The organism is Buttiauxella noackiae (genome assembly GCF_000737905.1).
GTDB classification, from domain to species: domain Bacteria; phylum Pseudomonadota; class Gammaproteobacteria; order Enterobacterales; family Enterobacteriaceae; genus Buttiauxella; species Buttiauxella noackiae.
The window spans coordinates 549,534-573,023 of the sequence record NZ_JPRU01000002.1 but is presented as its reverse complement, the minus strand read 5'-3'; the positions used below and the strand labels follow the sequence as shown (position 1 = coordinate 573,023).

Sequence of the window (23,490 nt, the reverse complement as noted above, 5' to 3'; positions counted from 1 at the left end):
GCACATTAACGGCCCTAAGCGAGATCAGCGATATTTCTGCACCAGGTTCATCATCATTGCAATGTGGGCTGGGTCGTCATTAAGCGCAGGAATGTATTCATATTTTGTGCCACCTGCTTCGATGAAGACTTCACGGTTTTGCACCGCCATTTCTTCTAAAGTTTCGAGACAATCGGCAGAGAATCCTGGGCACATAACCTGAATGTGCTTCACCCCTTTCTCAGCCAACATTTTCAGTGTTTCATCGGTATACGGCATCAGCCATGGTTCGCGGCCAAAACGCGACTGATAAGTCATCATCACTTTTTCAGGAGGCAGCTCAAGCGCTGAAAGCAATTCACGGGTCGTATCACGGCAGCGTTGTGGGTAATCATCCCCTTCGTTGGCATAACGCTGCGGAATACCGTGGTAGGAAAGCAGCAGAACGTCCGGCTCACCGTGCTGGGCAAAAGAGTGTTTTACTGAAGCCGCCAGCGCGTTGATATATGAAGTGTCTTCGGCATAATCGCGAATCAGTGAAATTGACGGCAATGAGCGGTAATTGGCAAAAATACGCCCCAGTTCATCCCAGACGGCCGCAACCGTTGAGCAAGAAAACTGCGGATAGAGCGGCAGCACCACAATATGGTCTACGTGATGCGTCATCAGTTCTTCCACAGCACTTTTCAGCGAGGGCGAACCATAACTCATCCCGAGTACAACCGGAGTGCCAGGTAACTGGGCAGCAAGTGCGGTCTGTTGACGGCGGCTATAGACCAGTAGCGGAGAACCTTCTTCCATCCATACCGACTGATACAGTTTGGCGACACGAGCAGAACGCAGCGGCAAAATCACGCCACGCAATAGCGGCCACCAAATTAGACGCGGTGTATCAACCACGCGTTTGTCGCTCAAAAACTGGCGTAAATAGCGTTTTACCGCAGCCGGAGTGGGAGCGTCAGGCGTGCCAAGGTTTGCCAGTAAGATACCCACTTTTTCCTGATTCATTTCCACTCCTTATCAACAGATTGCTGATAATTGTAACGTAAAAGCGCCTCAGGAGAACCGATTACAGCGAAAGGGCAAAATTTGGGTAAAAAAATACCAGGAACAAGTCCTGGTATTCTTATATACCCAGTGAATTAGCCGAGGATTTTAGCCAGCTCAGCACTCACTTCGGTCACTTTACGGGTGCCGTCGATTTTCACATATTTGGTGTTACCGGCTTCTGCTTCTTTGCTGTAATAAGAGATCAACGGAGCAGTCATCTGATGGTATTCCACCAGGCGCTTACGCACGGTCTCTTCCTGATCGTCTTTACGAGTAGTCAGCTCTTCGCCAGTCGCATCATCTTTGCCTTCCACTTTTGGTGGATTGAAGGTGACGTGATAAACGCGGCCAGATGGCGCGTGTACGCGACGGCCAACGATACGCTCAACAATCAGCTCGTCCGGTACGGCGAATTCCAGAACCACATCCACATTGATGCCCGCTTCTTTCATTGCATCAGCTTGTGGAATAGTGCGAGGGAAACCATCAAGCAGGAAACCGTTACGGCAATCTTCCTGGGTAATACGTTCTTTAACCAGAGCGATAACCAGTTCATCTGTAACCAGTTTACCGGCATCCATGATGTCTTTTGCTTGTTTGCCCAGCTCTGAGCCAGATTTCACTGCAGCACGCAGCATGTCACCAGTGGAGATTTGCGGAATGCCATATTTCTCCATGATGAACTGAGCCTGAGTTCCTTTACCTGCGCCCGGAGCGCCAAGCAGAATAATACGCATTGCGTAATTCCCCATTCGTTTGGATTTTTGATTATTTAAAGCAGAGGCGATGACCTTACCATTAAAGGCGTATTCACCTCAAGAATAGCGGGGCTTGTGAGCGCTGTTAGCGGCGTTTAGATGAAAAAAAACCTGCCGTTTTGGCAGGTTTTTGTCTTTTCTTGATAGAGGATGGCGAGTAAACGTAATCGCTACCCGCCTCCTGTCATTAAGAAACCAGCAACTGGTTCATACGACGGATAAACTGGTTTGGATCTTCCAGCGTACCGCGCTCAGCCAACAGAGCCTGGTCAAGCAGCAGCTCAACCCACTCGCCGAACTGCGCTTCATCTTGAGTATCCGCCACACGTTTTACGAGACCGTGATCCGGGTTCAGCTCAAAGATGTACTTCACTTCTGGCACTTCCTGGCCCGCAGCAGCAAACAGTTTTGCCATTTGCGTGCTCATGTCGTTGCTGTCGGTGGTCACGATAGCTGGCGTATCGGTCAAACGATGCGTCAGACGCACTTCTTTTACACGCTCGCCCAGCAGGGTTTTCACACGGTCAACAAACGGTTCAAGGGCTTTTTCAGCTTCTTTCGCTTCCGGCGTTTCTTCGTCGGCCAGTTTTTCCAGCGATTCGTCAGTTTTGCTGACTGACTGGAACATTTTGCCATCGAACTCGGTCAGGTAGCTCATCATCCACTCGTCGATGCGGTCAGAAAGCAGCAACACTTCGATGCCTTTCTTACGCAGCAATTCCAGATGCGGGCTGCTCTTCGCGGCTGCATAGCTGTCGGCGGTGATGTAGTAAATCTTCTCCTGCCCTTCTTTCATGCGTGACACGTACTCTTCAAGCGACACGGTTTGTGCAGCAGAATCGGTATGCGTGGTCGCAAAGCGCAGCAGTTTAGCGATAGCTTCCTGGTTTGCATTATCTTCAGCAGGGCCTTCTTTCAGTACCAGGCCGAAGTTTTTCCAGAAGGTCTGGTATTTTTCACTGTCGTCTTTCGCCAGTTTTTCCAGCATCTGCAATACGCGTTTAGTCAGCGCACTACGCAGGTTCTGCGTTACGCGGCTGTCTTGCAGAATTTCACGCGAGACGTTCAGCGGCAGATCGTTGGAATCTATCAGGCCGCGCACGAAACGCAGATAGTTCGGCATAAACTGCTCAGCGTCGTCCATGATGAACACGCGCTGCACGTAGAGTTTCAGGCCGTGTTTGTGGTCACGGTTCCACATATCCCACGGTGCCTGAGACGGGATGTACAGCAAGCTGGTGTACTCTTGCTTCCCTTCCACGCGGTTATGGCTATAAGTCAGCGGGTCGGTAAAGTCATGAGCTACATGTTTGTAGAACTCGTTGTACTCTTCATCTTTAATTTCAGACTTGCTGCGGGTCCACAAAGCCTGGGCTTTGTTGATTTTTTCCCAGCCGAGAATGGTTTCACCGTCTTTTTCTTCACGGGTTTCAATCTCAACCGGCAAGGCGATATGGTCTGAGTATTTGCTGATGGTGGAACGCACGCGCCAGTCATCTAAGAACTCATCTTCACCTTCACGCAGGTGCAGAGTAATTTCAGTACCGCGATCGGCTTTGGTGATATCCGCAACGGTATATTCGCCAGCACCTTCAGATTCCCAGAACACAGCCTGATCAGCAGGTACACCTGCAGCACGGGTGCGCACGGTGACTTTGTCTGCCACGATAAACGCAGAGTAGAAGCCCACACCAAACTGGCCGATAAGCTGGCTGTCTTTCGCCTGGTCAGAACCCATAGATTCGAGGAACGCTTTGGTGCCTGATTTTGCAATCGTACCGAGGTGATCAATCGCTTCGTCGCGAGTCATACCGATGCCGTTGTCGGCAATGGTCAAAGTGCGTTTTTCTTTATCAAAAGAGACGCGCACACGCAGCTCACCATCACCTTCGTACAGGTCTGGCTGAGACAATGCGCGGAAGCGCAATTTGTCTGCCGCATCAGAGGCGTTGGAGATCAGCTCACGCAGGAAAATTTCTTTATTTGAATAGAGGGAGTGGATCATCAGGTGCAGAAGTTGTTTCACTTCAGACTGGAAGCCACGAGTCTCTTGTCCTTTCATGGTCATTGATACCTCAACAAAATCAAATTACGCAGGGGATTAAAACGTTGAGGGTGATATGAGGATAAGAAAGCAAAATTTCAAGCGGGGAAATGAATATCTCTTTTTCTTTACCCTAAATAATTGGAGTTGCATCAAGGCAGCAAGGAAGCAAATCCCAGGAGCTTACTAAAGTAAGTGACTGGGGTTTGTGAGTGCAGCCAACGCAGATGCAGCTTCAAGTATGACGGGTAAAATTAGAAATTAATCTTGTGACGGCCAGCTAAAGAGTGCGAAAGCGTGGTGCCATCAACCATTTCCAGCTCGCCCCCCACCGGCACACCGTGCGCGATGCGGCTGGCATCCACGCCATATTGCCCGCATAGCTCGGCAATATAGTTGGCGGTGGCTTCACCTTCCACGGTAGGGTTGGTGGCAAGAATAAGTTCTTTGATTGTCTCGCGCTCAAGACGCTGTTCGAGCCTGTCGAGACCAATATCTTGCGGGCCGATACCGTCAATCGGAGACAAATGCCCCATCAGCACAAAATAGCGCCCGGAAAACTGCCCGGTCGCTTCAATAGCGTGAATATCCGCAGGGGTTTCCACTACACAAATCTGACCGTTTTCCTGACGACGCGGATTGGCGCAGATTGCGCACACCTCCTGTTCGGTAAAGGTACGGCAATCAGCACAGTGGCCGATTTCAGACATCGCGCGTGTTAATGCTTGAGCAAGACGCATCCCACCGCTGCGGTCGCGTTGCAGGAGCGCGAACGCCATACGTTGGGCAGATTTTGGGCCAACGCCTGGCAGGCAGCGCAAGGATTCCATAAGGGCGGTAAGTAAAGGACTGGTTTGCATCGCTCAGACTTCTGAAAAAAGAGTGGGCCATAGCCTAACATTAGCCCCGTGGAAGGACATAGAAAATAATCCCCTTGTGCGAGGTGCTGCGCAAGGGGAAAACTTTTAAGCGCGTTGGGAGTCGAGTTGCTCTTGATTGGTCACTACGTCTTGCGCTTTTTGGTAGCTTTCCATCAGCAAGCCATACTCAATAAACACACCACCCCACAGATTTGCCCACTCCATAGCATCGTCACGGTTCCAGGTGTGCTGGACTTCTGCTACCACGGCTGCGGTATCCATCGGTACAACCCCCGCCTGCACCACACGTGCCAAAGTCACTTCCTGGGCCATTTTGGAATAGGTACCTGAGGCATCAATTACCGCAAAGACTTTAAAACCTTCGGCCGCAGCACTGATCGCCGGGAAAGCCATGCATACGCTGGTTACAGTACCGGCAATAATCAGAGTTTTGCGCCCGGTAGCTTTTACCGCAGCGACGAAATCGGGGTTGTCCCAGGCGTTGATTTCACCTTTGCGCGGCACATATTGAGCATGCGGTGCGTACTGGTGGATTTCAGGGATCAGCGGGCCGTTCGGGCCTTGTGGCACAGAAGCGGTGGTGATCACCGGAATGTTGGCAAGCGTGGCAACTTTAGCAAGCACAGTGGCGTGAGTGCGTAAAGTTGGCATTGGCATATCGTGCACCAGTTGGAACAAACCACTTTGATGGTCGATAAGCAGCATGACCGCGTCGTTAGGGTCAATCGTAGGAATTTGTCCATTAAAGTTTGCAGGTGACATATTCATATCCTCTTTTATTTACTAAATAAACTACTGAAAATTAACGGCTACCGGGACGATAGCCGTTTATGCTAGTTAAACTTTCTGGCCAAATTTTCCGCTGTTAAAATCGTCAATGGCCTCTTTGATTTCTTCACGAGTGTTCATCACAAACGGCCCGTAACCGACCACTGGCTCATTAAGTGGCTCACCGCTCAACACCAACACAACGGCGTCGTTATTGGCTTCAAGCGTTACCGTCTCCCCTTTCGCATCCAGCACGACCAGTTGTGCTTCGCGAGCAATTTCCTGCCCATTGACCTGCACGGTGCCCTTGAGCACCACCAGCGCCGTGTTCCAGCCATCTGGCAGCGTCAGTTGCGTAGAACTGTGCGCATTGAGTCGCATATCCAGCACACGCAGCGGTGAAAACGTATGTGCCGGGCCTTTTGCGCCATCCATTTCGCCAGCGATGACTCGCACCTGGCCTGCGTTATCTGGCAGTGTCACGACCGGAATATCAGCGTCGGTAATGGACTGGTAGTTCGGTGGTGTCGATTTGTCTTTGGCTGGCAAGTTGACCCACAGCTGAACCATTTCAAGCGTACCGCCCTTCTCGCTAAATGCCGGTGAGTGGAACTCTTCATGCAAAATGCCACTACCTGCGGTCATCCACTGCACGTCACCCGGGCCAATCACCCCGCCGCTGCCGGTGGAGTCACGGTGCGCAACTTCACCTTTGTAGACGATGGTGACGGTTTCAAAACCACGGTGCGGGTGTACATCTACGCCACGCTGCCCTTTGTTGCTCGGCTTAAATTCCGCTGGGCCTGCGTAATCGAGCAGCAGGAACGGGCTGAGCTGTTTTTCAAATTTTGAGTAAGAAAACAGTGAGCGAACCGGGAAGCCATCGCCCACCCAGTGGGAAGCAGGTGCTGAATAAACGCCAAGAATTGATTTCATCGTTATCTCCATTGAGTGTCGATTTCTGTTGAGATAAAGCTTACTCATAAGACGAATTAGCCGGTAGACTCTGAAAATGAACTCAGTGTTCCATAAACAGGACAATGAAAATGCAAGACCTCAACGATCTATGGTATTTCGTGCAAGTGGTGGATAACGGAGGGTTTTCTCCTGCAAGCCGCATTATCGGGATTCCAAAATCACGCTTGAGTCGCCGTATTGCGCTATTAGAAGAGAGCCTGGAGACACGCCTGATTCAACGTTCAACACGCAGTTTCACGGTGACCGAAGCCGGGCAGATCTTTTATCGCCACTGCAAGGCGATGATTATTGAAGCCGAAGCTGCGCAGGAAGCGATTAATTCGTTACGCGCAGAGCCTCGTGGGCTGATTCGCCTGAGCTGCCCAATTGCCCTGCTGCATGTGCATATCGGGGAGATGCTGGCGAAATTTATGGCTCTGTATCCGCAAGTCACCGTGCAGCTTGAAGAGACAAATCGCCAGGTTGATGTGCTCAATGAAAATGTCGACTTAGCGGTGCGGGTACGCCCATTGCCTCTGGACGATAGCGATCTGGTGATGCGTAAACTGGCAGATCGCGGCATGTGCCTGGTTGCCAGTCCCGAACTGGTTGAGCGCTTTACCACCCCAGCGTCACCGGCAGATCTTCAGCATTGGCCCAGCCTTGCGTTATCAAAACCACAGCAAGTTTATCGCTGGTGTCTGTTCGGCCCGGATAATCAGGAAGTGACGCTGCACCACAAACCACGCTTTGTGACCACCGATATGGATGCGCTACGAGCGGCTGCGCTGGCAGGTGTGGGTGTGGTTCAGTTACCAATACTAATGGTTAACAAGCAACTGGCAGACGGAAGCCTGGTGCGTTTGTTACCGGAGTGGCGAGCAAGGCGTGAGGTTATTCATTTGGTGTTTCCTTCACGGCGCGGCCAGTTACCGGCTGTCAGGGCATTGATTGATTTTCTGGTGGAGAGTTATGCGGGGTTTGAGGAGGAGTGAGAATGTCATGTCGGGTGACGCTGCGCTTACCCGACCTACAAAAGACAAACAGTGTCAATCGTAGGGCGGATAAGCGCATGCGTCATCCGCCAAACTGATCAAAACGGCATTTTGAAGCCTGGTGGCAACTGCATCCCGCTGGAAACACCCGCCATTTTTTCTTTCTGCGCTTCGCCAATACGGCGAGCCGCATCGTTGAAGGCCGCAGCAACCAAGTCTTCAACCATCTCTTTGTCGTCTTCCATCAGGCTTGGATCGATTTCCACGCGACGGCAGTTGTGAGCACCATTGATGGTCACTTTAACCAGACCCGCGCCAGATTCGCCAGTGACTTCCATTTGGGCGATTTCTTCCTGAACCTGGGCCATTTTTTCCTGCATCTGCTGGGCTTGCTTCATGATGTTGCCCAGACCGCCTTTTCCAAACATAGTCTTCTCTCTTTTGCTCGGGCCGACTAACCGCATCTACCCATCATCCTTCAAGCTGCCGGGGTGTTGGCTGCAGACGCTCACCTCAGTCACTTACTCAAGTAAGCTCCTGGGGATTCTCGTCCTGGCCGCCTACCCGCAACTCGAATGCTAGTGGGTATAACAATTAACGGCTATCAGGGTTTACAACAAACCAGCGTGGCTGGTCTGTCAAATAGGTCGAATACTGTCTTCATCCAGTTCCGCATCAAAGAAACGACGCAGTGTCTGAATGTTATTGTCAGTTCTCATTGATTCCCGCGCGTTCGCAAGCTTCTCTTCGTAGATAGCCTGACGCCACTCAAGCGGGGTACGTTGCGCAAGATTATCATCTTCAATAATAGTCAGCTCAACAGTTTCACCACTAAAAGTACTCATCGCGTCCGCCAGCGTTTTCTGTGCCGACGGTGAATTCAAATGCCGTAATGCCGGACGCAAGTGCAAACAGACACGATTGCCGTCCTGCTCTTTCCAGGCATTTAGTGCCAGTTGCTGCACTAATTTCGGTAACACCAGCTGGCTAATTTCAGCCGACCAGCTATCGCGCTCAGTGGCCTCCAGAGCAAGCTTCTGCGCAAGCTCAGGTGTTTTCTCATGCTCCATCGCGCGCTTTAATGCTTTTGGTGTCGCAACGGGTTCTTCAACGACATCAGAAACAATTTGCGACTTCCAGCGATAAGCTTCGGGCTTAGGCTCAGGCTTTTCTTCTGTAAGCGCTGCGGGCCGGGACTGGATACGCTCGCTCACCGAGGCTAAACGTTCCAGAGCGGTGCTGTTCTTTGCCGGCCGCGCTAGATTTGGCGCTGCCGGCTCACTCTTTTTTGCTTTGTTGGCTCCCTGCTGGCGCATGAGCTGTGTTCGCGCTTGCAACACCTGACTGGTGGTGTCTGGCAGCGCAGACTCATTTGGCCGTGGCGGGGGTGCCATTTGTTGACGCACCGGAACAGGGTTCACCACCGGAATACTTTGTGCCTGCCGCGGTTGTTCGGGCTCCGGGAGTGGCTTGCGCGGGTGGAATGCCAGCGCGCGCAGCAGCGTCATTTCTATGCCCATGCGGCGATCTGGTGCCCAGGAAAGCTCTTTGCGGCCAATCAGCAAGGTTTGGTAATAAAGTTGGACTTCAGCAGGTGGCACGACGCGCGCCAGCTCACGCATACGCTGTTCAATCGCGGCCATGTCGCTGCCCAAAGCGGCAGGCGAAAGCTGAACCATTGCCACGCGGTGCAGCAAACTCAGCATTTCCACCAGCAACGCTTCCCACTCAACACCACGCCCAGCGGCTTCATTAAGCAAGTTCATCACTCGCTCACCATCAGCCTGCACCATCGCCTCTACTAGCGAAAGAGCCTGGTCGTCATCGAGCGTACCCAACATCGTGCTGACAGCGGCGGTTGTTACCTGCCCATCACCACTGGCAATCGCCTGGTCGGTAAGGCTTAGCGCATCGCGCAGGCTGCCATCTGCAGCGCGAGCCAACAGTTGCAGAGCACGGGTTTCGCTGGGGATTTTTTCTTCGCCAAGAATGTATTCCAGCTGATGGCGGATTTGTTCAACATCCAGCGCTTTCAGGTGGAATTGCAGACAACGCGAAAGAATCGTGACCGGCAATTTTTGCGGATCGGTAGTTGCCAGCAGGAATTTGACGTGCGATGGCGGCTCTTCCAGCGTCTTCAACAATGCGTTGAAGCTATGGCGGGAGAGCATATGCACTTCATCGATAAGATAGACTTTGAAACGGCCACGCGCCGGGGCGTACTGAACGTTGTCCAGCAAGTCACGGGTATCTTCTACTTTGGTACGCGAGGCAGCATCGATTTCAATCAAGTCAACAAAGCGGCCTTGTTCGATTTCGCGGCAATTGTCGCACACACCACAAGGGGTGGCGGTGATACCGGTTCCACAATTTAACCCTTTCGCCAGCAGGCGAGCGATGGATGTTTTACCCACGCCACGCGTCCCCGAAAAGAGATAGGCGTGATGGATTCGGCCCATGGATAAGCCATTAGCCAGAGCAGTCAACACGTGTTGCTGGCCGACAACATCAGCAAAAGTTTGTGGCCGCCATTTGCGGGCTAAGACCTGGTAGCTCATACGAGATAGGCTCTACATCGCGGGTGTGAATTGGGGGGTAATGCTAACATAAGCCTCACCCATCGGGCGAGGCTTGAGATTGAAGAAGTGAGGCTGAACTCAGTGACCAGGGAAAAGGACGAGGCTGTAGCTTTTCACACCCATTTTTTCCAGGCGCTGTTCACCACCAATATCAAACAGATTGATGATAAACGCAGCGTCGGTCACTTCCCCACCCAAACGGCGGATAAGTTTCACTGTTGCTTCGATGGTGCCGCCGGTTGCCAGCAGATCGTCCACTACCAGAACTTTGTCGCCAGGCTCGATTGCATCAACGTGGATTTCCAGTTGATCGGTGCCGTATTCCAGCTCGTAGTTTTCAGCGATAGTTTCACGCGGAAGTTTGCCCGGCTTGCGTACCGGAACGAAGCCGACACCCAGTTCCAGCGCAACCGGTGCACCAAATAAAAACCCACGCGCTTCAGTACCCACCACTTTAGTGATGCCGGCGTCTTTGAAGCGTGAGACTAATAACTCGATGCTGGTGGCGTAGGCTTTCGGATCTTCAAGCAAGCTGGTAACGTCACGGAATAAGATCCCAGGTTTTGGGTAGTCTGGAATACTTTTGATGCTATTTTTCAGATATTCAAGCTGCTGCGCAGTCGCGGTCATAATTAATGCCTGCTAAAAACATGGTTCTAACAAAGCACGGAGCGGGTTAATTAATGAAGTATTGATGATTCATTAATCAGCCATACCATGCTCGAAAACGGTCGAATTTACTGGCTGGCACCAACAATTGCAACCACTGCAAATGCGGTTTATGGCTTTTGTTGCTTTTCATCAATTACCGGCATCCGCCACATAAAGAACAGCAGTGCGCACATCATCACTAATAATAGTAGTCTGACCCACAGAATATTGACCAAATAAAGGGACACCGCAAAGGTTAATACGATGAAAATCAGTGCTCTGGGTTTAGCTCCAGGCGGCAACGCACGATGGTCCTGCCAGTGGCGGATATAACTGCCGAACCATGAGCGGTACAGTAACCAGTGATGAAAGCGCGGCGAGGAACGGGCGAAGCACCAGGCCGCCAGCAGCAAAAATGGGGTTGTGGGAAGTAAAGGCAAGACAACACCCAGCGTCGCAAGGACTACCGCCAGCCAACCAATGATGATTAAAATGATCCGTTTCATTCATTATTCCGTACTTAAACACGTGCAACACTGGAGATTCATTTTGTGAAAACCGCCGCGCTGTTACAAGCTTTGGATGCTCGCGTCGCGGAACTCGCACAGGCCATTGCGCCTGTCTCGTTACAACGCGCATCGCAAGCACGCTTCGATCGTAAACTGTTTTCCACTCACAGCACACAGCTCAAAGATTATTTGACCGAAGTTCAGGCAAATCTCGCGCAGTTAGAGCTTAGCGTGAAAGTCGGCAAAGCGGAGCAAGTTGCTTATCTCGCCGAAAAACTCGTGGCACAGATTTCCGCGTTGCAGCGTGAACTGGCGACCTGGAAGATGCGTAAAAATGATCCACAACCGCCCGTGGTTGAAAACTTGTATGAAAAGCTCTCAACCCATCAGGATTATGAGCGCCGCATCCAGATTATGATTAGCGATCGTGAAAGCCAACTTTCGGTACAAGTCACGCTCGCCGGACAGCAAAAACTCCAGAAAGAACTGGCCGCCCTTGAAGGTCGTTTGCAGCGTTGTCGCCAGGCACTCACTCGTATAGAGCGTGCAATCGAAAGGCGAGAGCGTGGACTAAGCTAATTAGAGTCGGTGAATCTGGAGCAAAGCCATGGGACTTTTAGCCTGGGTAATAATCGGTGTGCTGGTCGCGGTAATGATGAAACTATTATGCCCAGCCAGAAGCGGCGTGTTTGCGATTGCGGTCGTGACGACCACCGCGGGAGCACTTATCGGCGGCTATATTTGCGCTGTGTTTAATATTGGTACATTGGCAACGCTTGATGTGCGCTCGCTGTTAGCTGCAGTGACCGGATCGCTGCTTTTTCTCTTTTTATTTCGCAAACTACGGATCAACTAAATGTCGCTGGAAAACGCACCAGAAGAAGTCAAACTGGCTGTCGATTTGATAATGCTGCTGGAACAACATGAAATCCCGACGGAAACCGCGCTCGCAGCGCTTGAGATTGTCCGTCAGGATTTTTTGCGTAAACGGGAAGAGAACACCTCCCGCTAATTTTTACTGGGCAGGAACGATGTCGCCACCGTTTGATTTGCCATTATTATCGCGTTTCACTTCTGTCAGTTCATCGCCTTTGTCATTACGCAGATGCACTTCGAGTTGGTTGAAGGCGATATTAATGCCGTTCTCACGACATAGACGATCGATTGTCCGGTTTAGCTCATCGACGGTGTAGCTGCGATCACGCAGCTCACGCACATACAGGCGCAGTTCGTGATCCAACGTGCTGGCCCCGAAGGTGGTGAAGAACACCGTTGGCTCAGGGTCGTGCATCACTTTCGGATGCTCATGTGCAGCTTTCAGTAAGATCTCACGTACTTTATCCAGATCAGACCCGTAAGCCACACCCAGGCGGATAACTACGCGAGTGATCGTGTCGGTAAGCGACCAGTTGATCAGTCGTTCCGTCACAAACGCTTTGTTCGGGATGATCACCTCTTTGCGGTCAAAGTCAGTAATCGTGGTGGCACGAATACGAATTTTGCTGACGCTACCAGAAAATGTGCCAATCGTGACGGTATCGCCGATACGCACCGGGCGCTCGAAGAGGATAATCAGGCCGGAAACGAAGTTACCGAATATCTCCTGCAAACCAAAACCTAAGCCCACCGACAGCGCGGCTGCCAGCCATTGCAACTTATCCCACGACACACCGAGAGAGCCGAAGATAGTCATCGCCCCTACCGCAGTAATGACGTAGTTAAGAATCGTGGTGATGGCATATGAAGCACCCTGACGCATTTGCAGACGCGAAAGCACCAATACTTCCAGCAGACCCGGTAAGTTGCGAATCAGCACCCAGGCAACAGCAAAAGCAATCGCGGCAAATAACAGGCTGCCCATGGTGACGTTTTTCACTACTGCCACACCAGCTTCGGAAGCGCTATAACTCCAGAGCTGGATGCTGTCCAGATAACCGAATACCCCGAACAAATCTGACCAAATTGTGTAGAACACCAGAGCAAATAGAGCGAACAGGGCAATGATCGCCAGACGCATGGTCTGTTGGTTGATTTGGTCCAAAGCCAACGGTGGCTCTTCTACCGGCTCGCCCCCTTCAGCCCCCTCTTTCACCAGATTCTCACGGCGCGCAACGGCACGGCGATAAGCCATACGACGTGCCGCAACACTCAATCCGCGCAAGACGGTCTGATAGACCAGGTTCCAGACGAGTATCAGATAGATAGTTTCAATCCAGCGACCAGCAAGGCGAAGTGTCGTATAAAAATACCCCATTGCCGTCAGCACGATTAACACAGCAGGCACCACGCCCATCATCGTGACAGTAAACAACTGCATGGTGTGGTTGTTTTTGTTGCGCCAGTTTTCACGGCACATTGGGAAGACCAGTGCGGTGATAAGCAACAAGTTGAAGAAGATAATCAGTTGCCCCAACGCATCTTCAACCAGATGTAGCGGCGAACGTTCACCCAGCACCGACCAGAATAACAATGGTAATAGAGCACAACCTATACGCACTAATTGGCGGCGATAATGGCTGCACAATTGCGGTTGCATATTAAAGTGGCTAACAGCAACACCATTTTTAGACAGCACCTGGTAAGTTAAGCCGAAGACTAACCAGAACAAGGAGAGCTGTTTGCAAAATGCCAGCATCGATTCGCTGATGTTCATCTGCAAGCCAGCAAACACCAGGCCAATTGAGTAGATAACCAGCGCGCCAGGCAAAACTTTAACCAGCGTCAGAGCAATGGCTTTCGGGGTCAGCATTTGGCTGTCGTTACGAAGTTGCCCAACACGGCTCGCCTGCTTTTCCAGATAGCGGTCTATCGCTTTAAAGCGCCAGCGTATAACGCCTGCCAACAACAAAGCCGGAATCATCAGTAGCAGGATGGCGAGAATTTTAAGCGAGTTTTCTGGCCCTTTAAAATTGAGGCTGGCGTTTTTAAACTGATCGCGCAGCGAAGAAGGCAATGATTTCAGCCAGTCCCAATCCATCGGCTTATTACTGGTTACCCAGAAAATTTGCTCAGTAAGGATCTGGTCGAGTGACTTCGTGACGTTTTGCAGCTGCTGCTGGTTGTTCTGCAAATTAATGGCCAGCATTAACTGCATACCAAGCTGTTTATTGAGCTGGTCGAGCAATTCACGGCGAGTATCCAGAACCTGCAATAACGCATCGTGAACTTCCGGAGTGACATCCGCTTTATGGCCATCTTCGATTTTCGCGACCAGTTCGTCCGGCTGGAACAAAGCGTCACGTTGTTGGTTCACATCAAACTGTTCGAGACGAATATCCGCAATCCGATTGGTCAGGTCTTCAGTGTCTTCGGCAGACGGCAGGTTTTGTTGCTGCTGTTGGTAAAGAATACGCGACAACAACAAGCTGCCTTTCAAAACGGCGATCTGCTCTTTGAGGTTACGTTCAGATTGCAGAGCGCGATCCAGTGTATTTTTAATGCGAATGCTCGAAGGCACCATTTCATTGGCATGCTGAGTGGCGTCAATCAGACGCTGACTCAACTGATGATTGATGTCTAATTCCTGTTTAACCAGCGGGTTTTGCTGAATTTTAACGGTATCTTCAGAGTCTATGGCGTCCTGCGCGGTCTGCTGCGTCAGCGTTAAACGCTTACTGCTAGACGCTTTCTGCAAGAGTTGCAGCGTGATTTCCATTTGGTTGATATGCGCATTGGTGTAGTCACGTTGTTTTTGCAGCGCATCTTGCAAAATAGTGTTGCCTTTCAGGCTTTCGCTCTGCTGTTGAAGCTGTGCGTTCAACAAAGCCTGTTGCGCAAGTAACAACGTTTGCTGGCTTGGGCGTAAATCTGCGGCCCCCGGCGTTACGCCATTAAGGCGGTTGCGAATCGTTTCAAGCTGAGCTGATGCCGCATTCATCGCGTTTTGTACGCGTTCAGGTTGCGTTTGCAATGAAATCAGCTGGCTGTTCCAGGTCGCTAAATCGCTTTGCGCGTTCTGCAAATTCGTCACCAACTCACTGAGGCGAGTTTCAAGCTGGCGCAGACTCAGCGCTTCAATTTCAGCCTCTTCATTGGCCGCATTAACCTGTTGGCTCTTAATCTCATTGAGTGCATCAGTAGCTTTGCGCAGCACTTTCGGCGCTTCAACTATCTGCTGATGGAGTTTTTCCGCTTCATCCTTGAGCCGGTCAATTTTATCCAGCACCTCAAGAGTTTCATTGAGATCTTGTTGGGTGAGTTTGTCATTGGGAGACAGCGTCTTTTGCTTATTCAGGGCAGACAGCTGATTTTGAATTTCATCGCGGCTCGGCAGATCGCTACCATTTTTTTGCGCCCAGACTGGCTGTGCCAGCACGCAAAGCAGGCTAACGAATGCAATAAGAAAAAAACGTGCGGATAGGCGACGTGAATACAGTGAACACAAGAGTTGCGGCATAGTTTGACAGTGTTTGAGAACAGGCCGAAGGATGGCGAGTTAAAGACGAAATATGAGCCGCAAGATTAGCACGTCTTTTCGGAAAAACCTTGGTCAACTGTGTTCGGAATTACCCTAATAAGCATATTTTTATTGTGGAATGGATCTCATGGTTGGGCAGGTTTGAAACATTTCCAACAAAATTGCGACGTAGTCTTCGGCCTGGCCATGGAGATCAAAACTATCTGGCGCAACCAGCCAATTTTCAATCAGCCCGGTAATGTAACTACGCAGTAGGATAACGGCGTGGGGAAGGCGCAAGTTTTTCGGTAACATCTCAGCATCAATACAACGCTGTAAACTGCTCTCAATTCTCTCGTTTCCTTCCATATAAAGTTCGCGTCTGGCTTGCTGTAAAACCGCAAGTTCTCCAACAAATTCACATTTATGGAAAATGATTTCGGTCATCAAACGACGGCGTTCATCAACAACAGTTGCTTGTAATATGTAAATTAATAACTCTCTTACAACAGAAAGTGGATCGTCAGGAAATTTTGCCCGATACTCAGTTTCTAAATCGCCAATACTGGACTCAGTTAGCTCCCAGATTTCATTAAACAAATCCGACTTATTTTTGAAATGCCAGTAGATTGCACCACGGGTTACACCAGCTGCTTTTGCGATATCTGCCAGTGAAGTTGCGGAAACTCCGTGTTGTGAAAACAAGCGGATTGCAACATCCAGAAGGTGTTGGCGAGTTTCCAGTGCTTGTTGTTTGGTTTTTCGTGCCATAAGTGGGTGAAACAACGGTAGTTAGATTTACATACATTTGTGAATGTATGTACCATAGCACGACGATAATATAAACGCAGCAATGGGTTTGTGGACATTTGATCCATTGAACAACTTTGAAATCGGACACTCGAGGTTTACATATGAACAAAAACAGAGGGTTTACGCCTCTGGCGGCCATTCTGATGCTCTCAGGCAGCTTAGTACTTACAGGATGTAATGACAAAGAGACAAAACAGAGTGCGCCGCATACCCCAGAAGTGGGTGTGGTAACTCTGAAAAGTGCTCCTTTGCAGATAACTACAGAGCTTCCTGGCCGTACAAGCGCTTATCGTATTGCAGAAGTTCGCCCACAAGTCAGTGGCATCATCCTGAAACGTAACTTCGAAGAAGGAAGTGAAATCAAGGCTGGCGTGTCTCTGTACCAAATCGATCCTGCAACATACCAGGCAGCATATGACAGCGCCAAAGGCGACCTCGCTAAAGCACAAGCAAGTGCAAACATCGCTCAGCTGACGCTTAAACGTTATCAAAAACTGTTGGGTACTAAGTACATCAGTCAACAAGATTACGACACTGCACTTGCCGATTCACAACAGGCAAACGCATCTGTTGTAGCTGCTAAAGCCGCCGTTGAAACTGCTCGCATTAACCTTGCGTATACCAAAGTGACATCACCTATTAGTGGTCGCATTGGTAAGTCTTCTGTTACTGAAGGCGCTCTGGTGACTAGTGGACAGGCCTCTGCACTGGCGACAGTACAACAGCTCGACCCTATTTATGTCGATGTGACCCAATCCAGCAACGATTTCTTGCGCCTTAAGCAAGAGCTGGCGGAAGGCAAACTGAAACAAGAAAACGGTAAAGCAAAAGTCAAATTAGTGACCAACGACGGTATCACTTTCCCGCAGGAAGGCTCTTTAGAGTTTTCTGACGTGACGGTTGACCAGACCACCGGTTCTATCACTTTGCGAGCTATCTTCCCGAACCCAGATAAAACGTTATTGCCGGGCATGTTTGTTCGCGCGCAACTGGAAGAAGGTACCAATCCAAACGCACTGTTAGTTCCACAACAAGGTGTAACTCGTACACCGCGTGGTGATGCTTCAGCAATGGTCATTGGTAAAGAAGACAAAGTGGAAGTACGCAATATCACCGCAACTCAAGCTATCGGCGACAAATGGCTGGTAACCAGTGGGTTGAAGGATGGTGATCGCGTTATTGTGACCGGTTTGCAAAAAGTGAAACCCGGTGTTCAGGTGAAAGCGCAGGAAGTGGCGGCAGAAAATAAAGGCCAGGATCAAGCAGCCGCTGGCGCACAGTCTGAACAAACGAAGTCTTAACTTAAACAGGAGCCGTTAAGACATGGCTAAGTTTTTTATCGATCGCCCGATTTTTGCCTGGGTAATCGCCATCATTATTATGTTGGCGGGCGGGCTTGCGATCATGAAATTACCGATCGCGCAATATCCAACCATTGCGCCACCGGCAATTTCGATCTCAGCAAACTATCCAGGTGCAGATGCGAAAACGGTACAGGATACCGTTACACAGGTTATCGAACAGAACATGAACGGTATCGACAACCTGCTGTACATGTCCTCATCCAGTGATTCCTCTGGTTCTGTCACCATAACCATTACCTTTGATTCTGGTACTGACGCGGATATCGCGCAGGTACAGGTTCAGAACAAACTGCAACTTGCAATGCCACTGCTTCCTCAAGAAGTACAGCAGCAAGGTGTTAGTGTTGAGAAGTCTTCAAGTAGCTTCCTGATGGTTCTCGGTATGATCAACACCGATGGTTCCATGACACAGGAAGATATTTCGGACTACGTTGGCGCAACCATTAAAGACCCGATCAGCCGTACTCGTGGTGTCGGTGATGTTCAGCTGTTTGGTGCTCAGTACGCGATGCGTATCTGGATGGATCCGAACAAACTGAACAATTACCAACTCACGCCGGTTGATGTCATCGCAGCTATCAAAGCGCAGAACGCCCAGGTAGCAGCAGGTCAGTTAGGTGGTACTCCACCAGTTAAAGGCCAGCAACTTAACGCCTCTATCATTGCTCAGACCCGTTTAAAATCTGCCGATGAGTTCAGCAAAATTCTGCTGAAAGTGAATCAGGATGGCTCACGTGTTCTGCTTAAAGATGTGGCGAAAGTTGAGCTGGGCGGCGAGAACTACAACGTTGTCGCACGTTACAACGGCCAACCTGCGTCTGGTTTAGGTATCAAACTGGCAACCGGTGCTAACGCCCTGGATACCGCCAATGCGGTACGTGCTACGGTGGAAAAACTACAACCATTCTTCCCTGCGGGTCTGAAAGTTGTATATCCATATGACACCACGCCATTCGTTAAAATCTCTATCAAAGAGGTAGTAAAAACCCTCGTTGAAGCAATCGTGCTGGTGTTCCTGGTAATGTATCTGTTCTTGCAGAACTTCCGCGCCACACTGATTCCAACGATTGCCGTACCAGTAGTATTGCTGGGTACCTTCGCTATCCTTGCCATATTTGGTTATTCGATAAACACCCTTACGATGTTCGGGATGGTGCTTGCGATAGGCCTGTTGGTAGATGATGCGATCGTAGTTGTAGAGAACGTTGAGCGTGTTATGGCGGAAGAAGGATTGCCGCCGAAAGAAGCCACACGCAAATCAATGGAGCAGATACAGGGCGCTCTGGTCGGTATCGCCATGGTTCTGTCAGCGGTATTTATACCGATGGCGTTCTTCGGCGGTTCCACAGGTGCAATCTATCGTCAGTTCTCTATTACTATCGTATCGGCGATGGTGCTCTCCGTACTGGTGGCATTGATTTTGACACCTGCACTGTGCGCCACCCTGCTTAAGCCAATCAATAAAGGCGACCACCACGAGAAGAAAGGCTTCTTCGGCTGGTTTAACAATATGTTCGACAAGAGCACGCATCATTATACCGATAGTGTCGGTAACATCTTGCGTAGCACCGGTCGTTACTTAGTGCTTTATCTGCTGATTGTTGTTGGCATGGCCTTCCTGTTTATTCGTCTGCCAAGTTCCTTCTTGCCAGATGAAGACCAGGGCGTGTTCCTGACCATGGCGCAATTGCCTGCAGGTGCGACGCAAGAACGTACACAAGCCGTTCTTGATGATGTGACCAAGTACTACCTCGAAAAAGAGAAAGACAACGTTAACTCCGTATTTACCGTTAACGGCTTTGGCTTCTCGGGACAGGGGCAGAACACCGGTCTGGCATTCGTATCCTTGAAAGACTGGGATGAGCGTCCAGGTGAAGAGAACAAGGTTCCAGCTATTGCTGGTCGCGCAAGCGCCGAATTCTCGAAAATCAAAGATGCCATTGTGTTCGCATTTAACCTGCCAGCGATCGTTGAACTGGGTACGGCAACGGGCTTCGACTTCCAGTTGATTGACCAGGCAAACCTCGGACATGAAAAACTGACTCAGGCGCGTAATCAATTGTTTGGTGAAGTCGCTAAACACCCTGACCTATTGGTGGGTGTGCGTCCAAACGGTCTGGAAGATACGCCTCAGTTCAAAATCGATATTGACCAGGAAAAAGCGCAAGCATTGGGTGTTTCTATCAGCGATATCAACACCACACTTGGTGCTGCATGGGGTGGTAGTTACGTGAACGACTTCATCGACCGTGGTCGTGTGAAGAAGGTTTACCTGATGGCTGATGCGCCATTCCGTATGCTGCCAAGCGATATCAACAACTGGTATGTTCGCGGCTCTACCGGGCAAATGGTGCCATTCTCAGCGTTCTCTTCGGCGCACTGGGAATACGGCTCACCGCGTCTGGAACGTTACAACGGCTTACCTTCCATGGAAATCCTAGGTCAGGCAGCTCCGGGTAAGAGTACCGGTGAAGCGATGGATCTCATGGAACAACTGGCCAGCAAACTACCAACCGGTATCGGTTATGACTGGACGGGTATGTCATATCAGGAACGTTTATCAGGTAACCAGGCCCCTGCCCTGTATGCCATCTCCCTGATCGTGGTGTTCCTGTGTCTGGCTGCACTGTACGAGAGCTGGTCAATTCCATTCTCGGTCATGCTGGTTGTTCCACTTGGTGTTGTCGGTGCACTGCTTGCCGCAACATTCCGTGGCCTAACCAATGACGTGTACTTCCAGGTAGGCCTGCTGACAACCATTGGCTTGTCGGCGAAGAACGCGATACTTATCGTTGAATTCGCCAAAGACCTGATGGACAAAGAAGGCAAAGGCTTGATTGAAGCTACGCTGGAAGCTGTTCGTATGCGTCTGCGTCCGATTCTGATGACATCACTGGCGTTTATCCTCGGGGTAATGCCACTGGTAATCAGCTCCGGTGCAGGCTCCGGTGCACAGAACGCCGTAGGTACAGGGGTAATGGGCGGGATGGTTACTGCAACAGTCCTGGCTATCTTCTTCGTACCTGTGTTCTTCGTGGTAGTTCGTCGTCGCTTCAGCCGTAAATCTGAAGATATCGAACACACTCACGCGGTTGAGCACCACAAGTAAGTCTAAATCCGCAATTAAAAGGCCGCGCAAGCGGCCTTTTTTATATCCGCCGCCCTTATTTGTCATATTAATAAATAACGATAGTTGCTGGCTTTTTCTACGATAGGTTTCGAAATGTTGCAATAAAAAACCGATTGCACTTGAATATGATGACAAGATATTTCTTAAATTCACTGGCAGATGAGGTATGAAGGCTCATACTAATATATTAGGATTATTCTCAATTGATTCCTTATTTACACCCCGTCTTAGGTTCATTGCTGCAACACAAAATTAACCTATTGAATATAAACTGCTTTCTTAAACATTCACTTAAGTTAATTTATCAGACAATGCTTTTAAAATAAGTGAAAGTCTTAATAAACATTACGTTAGAGTAAACAGCTTTGCTGTAAATGTAATTTTTCGTAATAGTGAAAGGAAATCTACTGCGGATTGATTTATAGTTAAAGCATATGGAATAATCGTTGTAATTGATTCCCACCTCATCCAGGTGTGTCCACCCCAAGGCGTTTTGTTTATCAAATTTTCTTCGATAAAAAAGGGGCTGCATTATGGACGAATACTCACCAAAACGGCATGATATCGCACAGCTTAAATTTCTCTGCGAAAACCTGTATCATGACTGCCTTACCAACCTTGGCGAGAGTAATCATGGTTGGGTTAATGATCCTACTTCGGCCATTAACTTACAGTTGAATGAATTGATTGAGCATATTGCTGCTTTCGCACTTAATTACAAAATTAAGTACGATGATGAGAGTAAATTGATTGAACAAATTGACGAATATTTAGACGATACATTTATGCTGTTCAGTAACTATGGCATCAATGCCCAAGACTTGCAGAAATGGCGTAAGTCCGGGAATCGGTTATTCAGATGTTTCGTCACAGAGAGTCGTGCGAACCCAGTAAGCCTCTCCTTTTAGAACTATTACAAGATGTAATAAGGTGATTTTATGACTACAAAACCATTAACTAAGACTGATTATTTGATGCGCTTGCGACGCTGCCAAACTATTGACACATTAGAACGCGTAATCGAAAAGAATAAATACGAATTACCAGATAATGAATTGGCTGTATTTTATTCAGCAGCAGACCACCGTCTGGCTGAACTAACCATGAATAAGCTTTACGATAAAATACCACCATCTGTATGGAAATTTATCCGCTAATCCCCCTTAACTGTTATTACCTTTTGGTTTCAGACTGACATGCTTTTGTAATCAGCCACAATGGATTCAGAAACTCATTTAGTCACTTAATAGAGTGCTAAATAGATATTTATCCGGGCCGTTCAGCTTTCGAGATGCAAGCTGCTATCGCTCTTTCTGTAAGGCTTACTACATTGTGTCCGTCGTTCCTCTTAATTTGTGATTGTTAATAGCACACCCGGTCATGTGATTACCGTCACAAAAAGGAACTTTAGCAAAATTAATTACAAACTAATCGCTTAGGGTAACGGGTGTCCTGTCTATTTTAAAAGGCATCACCATGAGTGAAGAAAAACAGAAAATGATTGCAGGTGAACTTTATCGCCCTGCTGACCAACAGCTTCGAGATGACCGTGTAAAAGCGCGCCATTTGATTCACCATTTTAATCACACAGCTCCAGATGAAAAGGCTATTCGTAGTGAACTGCTCGAACAACTATTAGGCCAAAGTCTGGATGCCTATATTGAACCATCGTTTCGTTGTGATTACGGCTACAATATTTTCCTCGGCAAAAACTTCTATGCCAATTTTGACTGTGTGATTCTCGACGTTTGTCCTGTCCACATCGGTGAAAATTGTATGCTGGCCCCCGGTGTTCATATTTATACTGCGACTCATCCGCTGGATGCCGAAACGCGCAACAGTGGTGTTGAGTTCGGTAAACCTGTCACGATTGGCAATAATGTCTGGATTGGTGGGCGCGCGGTTATCAACCCGGGTGTGACTATTGGCGATAATGTAGTGATAGGTGCCGGATCCGTCGTCACAAAAGATATTCCGGCGAATTCGGTAGTTGCTGGAAATCCGGCCAGGCTAATCAAAATGGTGCCTGACACGCCACATTAACTGTTATGGTTTTTTATGGCGAAACTGTTACTTTTTTACCCTTGCAGGGCTTCTTAAAATAACAGTTCTCTGCCTGTCGCGTTCCCGTTCAGAAGGCCATCATGACTGAAATTCAGCGTCTGCTCACCGATACAATCGAACAACTCAATGCGGAAGAAAAACGCGACAATCGCCCGCGTTTTAGCATCAGCTTTATTCGCAAGCATCCGGGGCTATTTGTCGGCATGTGGATAGGTTGGTTCGCAACACTATGGGTCATGCTCGAGTCGGATACTCTGGCGGGATCTGTTTGGCTATTGGTCGTGTTGTTTGCGCTGCTAAACGGCTTTTTCTTTTTTGATGTGAATCCCCGGTATCGCTATGACGATATTGATGTGCTGGATTTACGCGTTTGCTACAACGGTGAGTGGTACAACACGCGTAACGTTCCACCCACATTAATCGATAAAATCCTGCATTCCCCTGGTGTTGACGAACAACAAAAATCGCTACTGCATAAGATGGTTGCCACGAAAGGCGAACTCTCGTTTTACGATATTTTCTCTCTTGGACGTCCGTAACGTTCACAATTTA

At 49.4% G+C, this 23,490-nt stretch carries 22 protein-coding genes and 1 other annotated feature; of the genes, 10 read left to right on the top strand and 12 right to left on the bottom strand.

The annotated features are described in order from the left end of the window. Positions 1–24: 24 nt before the first annotated feature. The 6 genes from hemH to IX31_RS11035 form a co-directional block, all read right to left on the bottom strand. On the bottom strand, positions 25–987 hold the full coding sequence (gene hemH, locus IX31_RS11060; protein ID WP_034458099.1) for a ferrochelatase: 963 nt from the start codon (positions 985–987) through the stop codon (positions 25–27). Between the two features lie 134 nt (positions 988–1,121). After that, positions 1,122–1,766 carry an adenylate kinase gene (gene adk / locus IX31_RS11055; protein WP_034458097.1) on the bottom strand — a complete coding sequence of 215 codons (645 nt, stop codon included), beginning with the start codon at positions 1,764–1,766 and terminating at the stop codon, positions 1,122–1,124. Between the two features lie 208 nt (positions 1,767–1,974). Next, complete coding sequence (gene htpG / locus IX31_RS11050) at positions 1,975–3,849, bottom strand: molecular chaperone HtpG (RefSeq protein ID WP_034459992.1); 1,875 nt, start codon at positions 3,847–3,849, stop codon at positions 1,975–1,977. Positions 3,850–4,085: 236 nt separating this feature from the next. Continuing rightward, entirely contained in the window at positions 4,086–4,691 is a 606-nt protein-coding gene (gene recR, locus IX31_RS11045) for a recombination mediator RecR (protein WP_034458095.1), read from the bottom strand. A gap of 105 nt (positions 4,692–4,796) precedes the next feature. Continuing rightward, entirely contained in the window at positions 4,797–5,474 is a 678-nt protein-coding gene (locus IX31_RS11040) for an isochorismatase family protein (RefSeq protein WP_034458093.1), read from the bottom strand. 75 nt (positions 5,475–5,549) lie between these two features. After that, on the bottom strand, positions 5,550–6,416 hold the full coding sequence (locus IX31_RS11035) for a pirin family protein (protein WP_034458091.1): 867 nt from the start codon (positions 6,414–6,416) through the stop codon (positions 5,550–5,552). 104 nt (positions 6,417–6,520) lie between these two features. Between IX31_RS11035 and IX31_RS11030 the strand changes: the two genes are divergently transcribed. After that, the gene (locus IX31_RS11030) at positions 6,521–7,432 is read left to right on the top strand and encodes a LysR family transcriptional regulator (protein ID WP_241767185.1); all 912 of its coding nucleotides are present in this window, start codon (positions 6,521–6,523) and stop codon (positions 7,430–7,432) included. Between the two features lie 98 nt (positions 7,433–7,530). On the opposite strand, the gene IX31_RS11025 is transcribed toward IX31_RS11030, so the two are convergent. The 4 genes from IX31_RS11025 to IX31_RS11010 form a co-directional block, all read right to left on the bottom strand. Further along, a complete protein-coding gene (locus IX31_RS11025) occupies positions 7,531–7,860 on the bottom strand; it encodes a YbaB/EbfC family nucleoid-associated protein (RefSeq protein WP_034458087.1) in 330 nt (109 codons plus the stop codon). A 210-nt stretch (positions 7,861–8,070) separates the two neighbouring features. Then, on the bottom strand, positions 8,071–9,990 hold the full coding sequence (gene dnaX / locus IX31_RS11020; protein ID WP_034458085.1) for a DNA polymerase III subunit gamma/tau: 1,920 nt from the start codon (positions 9,988–9,990) through the stop codon (positions 8,071–8,073). Next, positions 8,677–8,741: a sequence feature (DnaX frameshifting element), on the bottom strand. Its footprint overlaps the gene before it by 65 nt. A gap of 99 nt (positions 9,991–10,089) precedes the next feature. Beyond that, positions 10,090–10,641 (bottom strand): adenine phosphoribosyltransferase, encoded by a 552-nt coding sequence (apt, locus tag IX31_RS11015; protein WP_034458083.1) that lies wholly within the window; start codon positions 10,639–10,641, stop codon positions 10,090–10,092. 149 nt (positions 10,642–10,790) lie between these two features. After that, a complete protein-coding gene (locus tag IX31_RS11010) occupies positions 10,791–11,168 on the bottom strand; it encodes a DUF454 family protein (RefSeq protein WP_034458081.1) in 378 nt (125 codons plus the stop codon). A gap of 45 nt (positions 11,169–11,213) precedes the next feature. Between IX31_RS11010 and priC the strand changes: the two genes are divergently transcribed. From priC to rsmS, 3 genes are read left to right on the top strand one after another with little or no spacing between them, the layout of a single operon-like run. Then, complete coding sequence (gene priC / locus IX31_RS11005; RefSeq protein ID WP_034458079.1) at positions 11,214–11,750, top strand: primosomal replication protein PriC; 537 nt, start codon at positions 11,214–11,216, stop codon at positions 11,748–11,750. A gap of 28 nt (positions 11,751–11,778) precedes the next feature. After that, the gene (locus tag IX31_RS11000) at positions 11,779–12,027 is read left to right on the top strand and encodes a GlsB/YeaQ/YmgE family stress response membrane protein (RefSeq protein WP_034458077.1); all 249 of its coding nucleotides are present in this window, start codon (positions 11,779–11,781) and stop codon (positions 12,025–12,027) included. Next, on the top strand, positions 12,028–12,183 hold the full coding sequence (gene rsmS, locus IX31_RS22340) for a pleiotropic regulatory protein RsmS (protein ID WP_064516707.1): 156 nt from the start codon (positions 12,028–12,030) through the stop codon (positions 12,181–12,183). A 3-nt stretch (positions 12,184–12,186) separates the two neighbouring features. Here the strand turns inward: rsmS and mscK are convergent, their stop codons facing one another. Together mscK and acrR are read right to left on the bottom strand one after the other, a co-directional pair. Further along, entirely contained in the window at positions 12,187–15,567 is a 3,381-nt protein-coding gene (mscK, locus tag IX31_RS10995; protein WP_034458075.1) for a mechanosensitive channel MscK, read from the bottom strand. 129 nt (positions 15,568–15,696) lie between these two features. Continuing rightward, positions 15,697–16,338 (bottom strand): multidrug efflux transporter transcriptional repressor AcrR, encoded by a 642-nt coding sequence (gene acrR, locus IX31_RS10990; protein ID WP_034458073.1) that lies wholly within the window; start codon positions 16,336–16,338, stop codon positions 15,697–15,699. Between the two features lie 143 nt (positions 16,339–16,481). On the opposite strand from acrR, the gene acrA reads away from it, so the two are divergent. From acrA to IX31_RS10960, 6 genes are all read left to right on the top strand, one after another. Then, on the top strand, positions 16,482–17,681 hold the full coding sequence (gene acrA, locus IX31_RS10985) for a multidrug efflux RND transporter periplasmic adaptor subunit AcrA (protein ID WP_034458072.1): 1,200 nt from the start codon (positions 16,482–16,484) through the stop codon (positions 17,679–17,681). A gap of 22 nt (positions 17,682–17,703) precedes the next feature. Beyond that, positions 17,704–20,853 (top strand): multidrug efflux RND transporter permease subunit AcrB, encoded by a 3,150-nt coding sequence (gene acrB / locus IX31_RS10980; RefSeq protein ID WP_034458070.1) that lies wholly within the window; start codon positions 17,704–17,706, stop codon positions 20,851–20,853. A 554-nt stretch (positions 20,854–21,407) separates the two neighbouring features. Further along, positions 21,408–21,782 carry an Hha toxicity modulator TomB gene (tomB, locus tag IX31_RS10975; RefSeq protein ID WP_034458068.1) on the top strand — a complete coding sequence of 125 codons (375 nt, stop codon included), beginning with the start codon at positions 21,408–21,410 and terminating at the stop codon, positions 21,780–21,782. A 30-nt stretch (positions 21,783–21,812) separates the two neighbouring features. Continuing rightward, positions 21,813–22,031 carry an HHA domain-containing protein gene (locus IX31_RS10970; RefSeq protein WP_034458066.1) on the top strand — a complete coding sequence of 73 codons (219 nt, stop codon included), beginning with the start codon at positions 21,813–21,815 and terminating at the stop codon, positions 22,029–22,031. A 319-nt stretch (positions 22,032–22,350) separates the two neighbouring features. Further along, entirely contained in the window at positions 22,351–22,917 is a 567-nt protein-coding gene (gene maa, locus IX31_RS10965; protein ID WP_034458064.1) for a maltose O-acetyltransferase, read from the top strand. A 101-nt stretch (positions 22,918–23,018) separates the two neighbouring features. After that, on the top strand, positions 23,019–23,477 hold the full coding sequence (locus tag IX31_RS10960; protein WP_034458062.1) for a YlaC family protein: 459 nt from the start codon (positions 23,019–23,021) through the stop codon (positions 23,475–23,477). Positions 23,478–23,490: the final 13 nt, after the last annotated feature.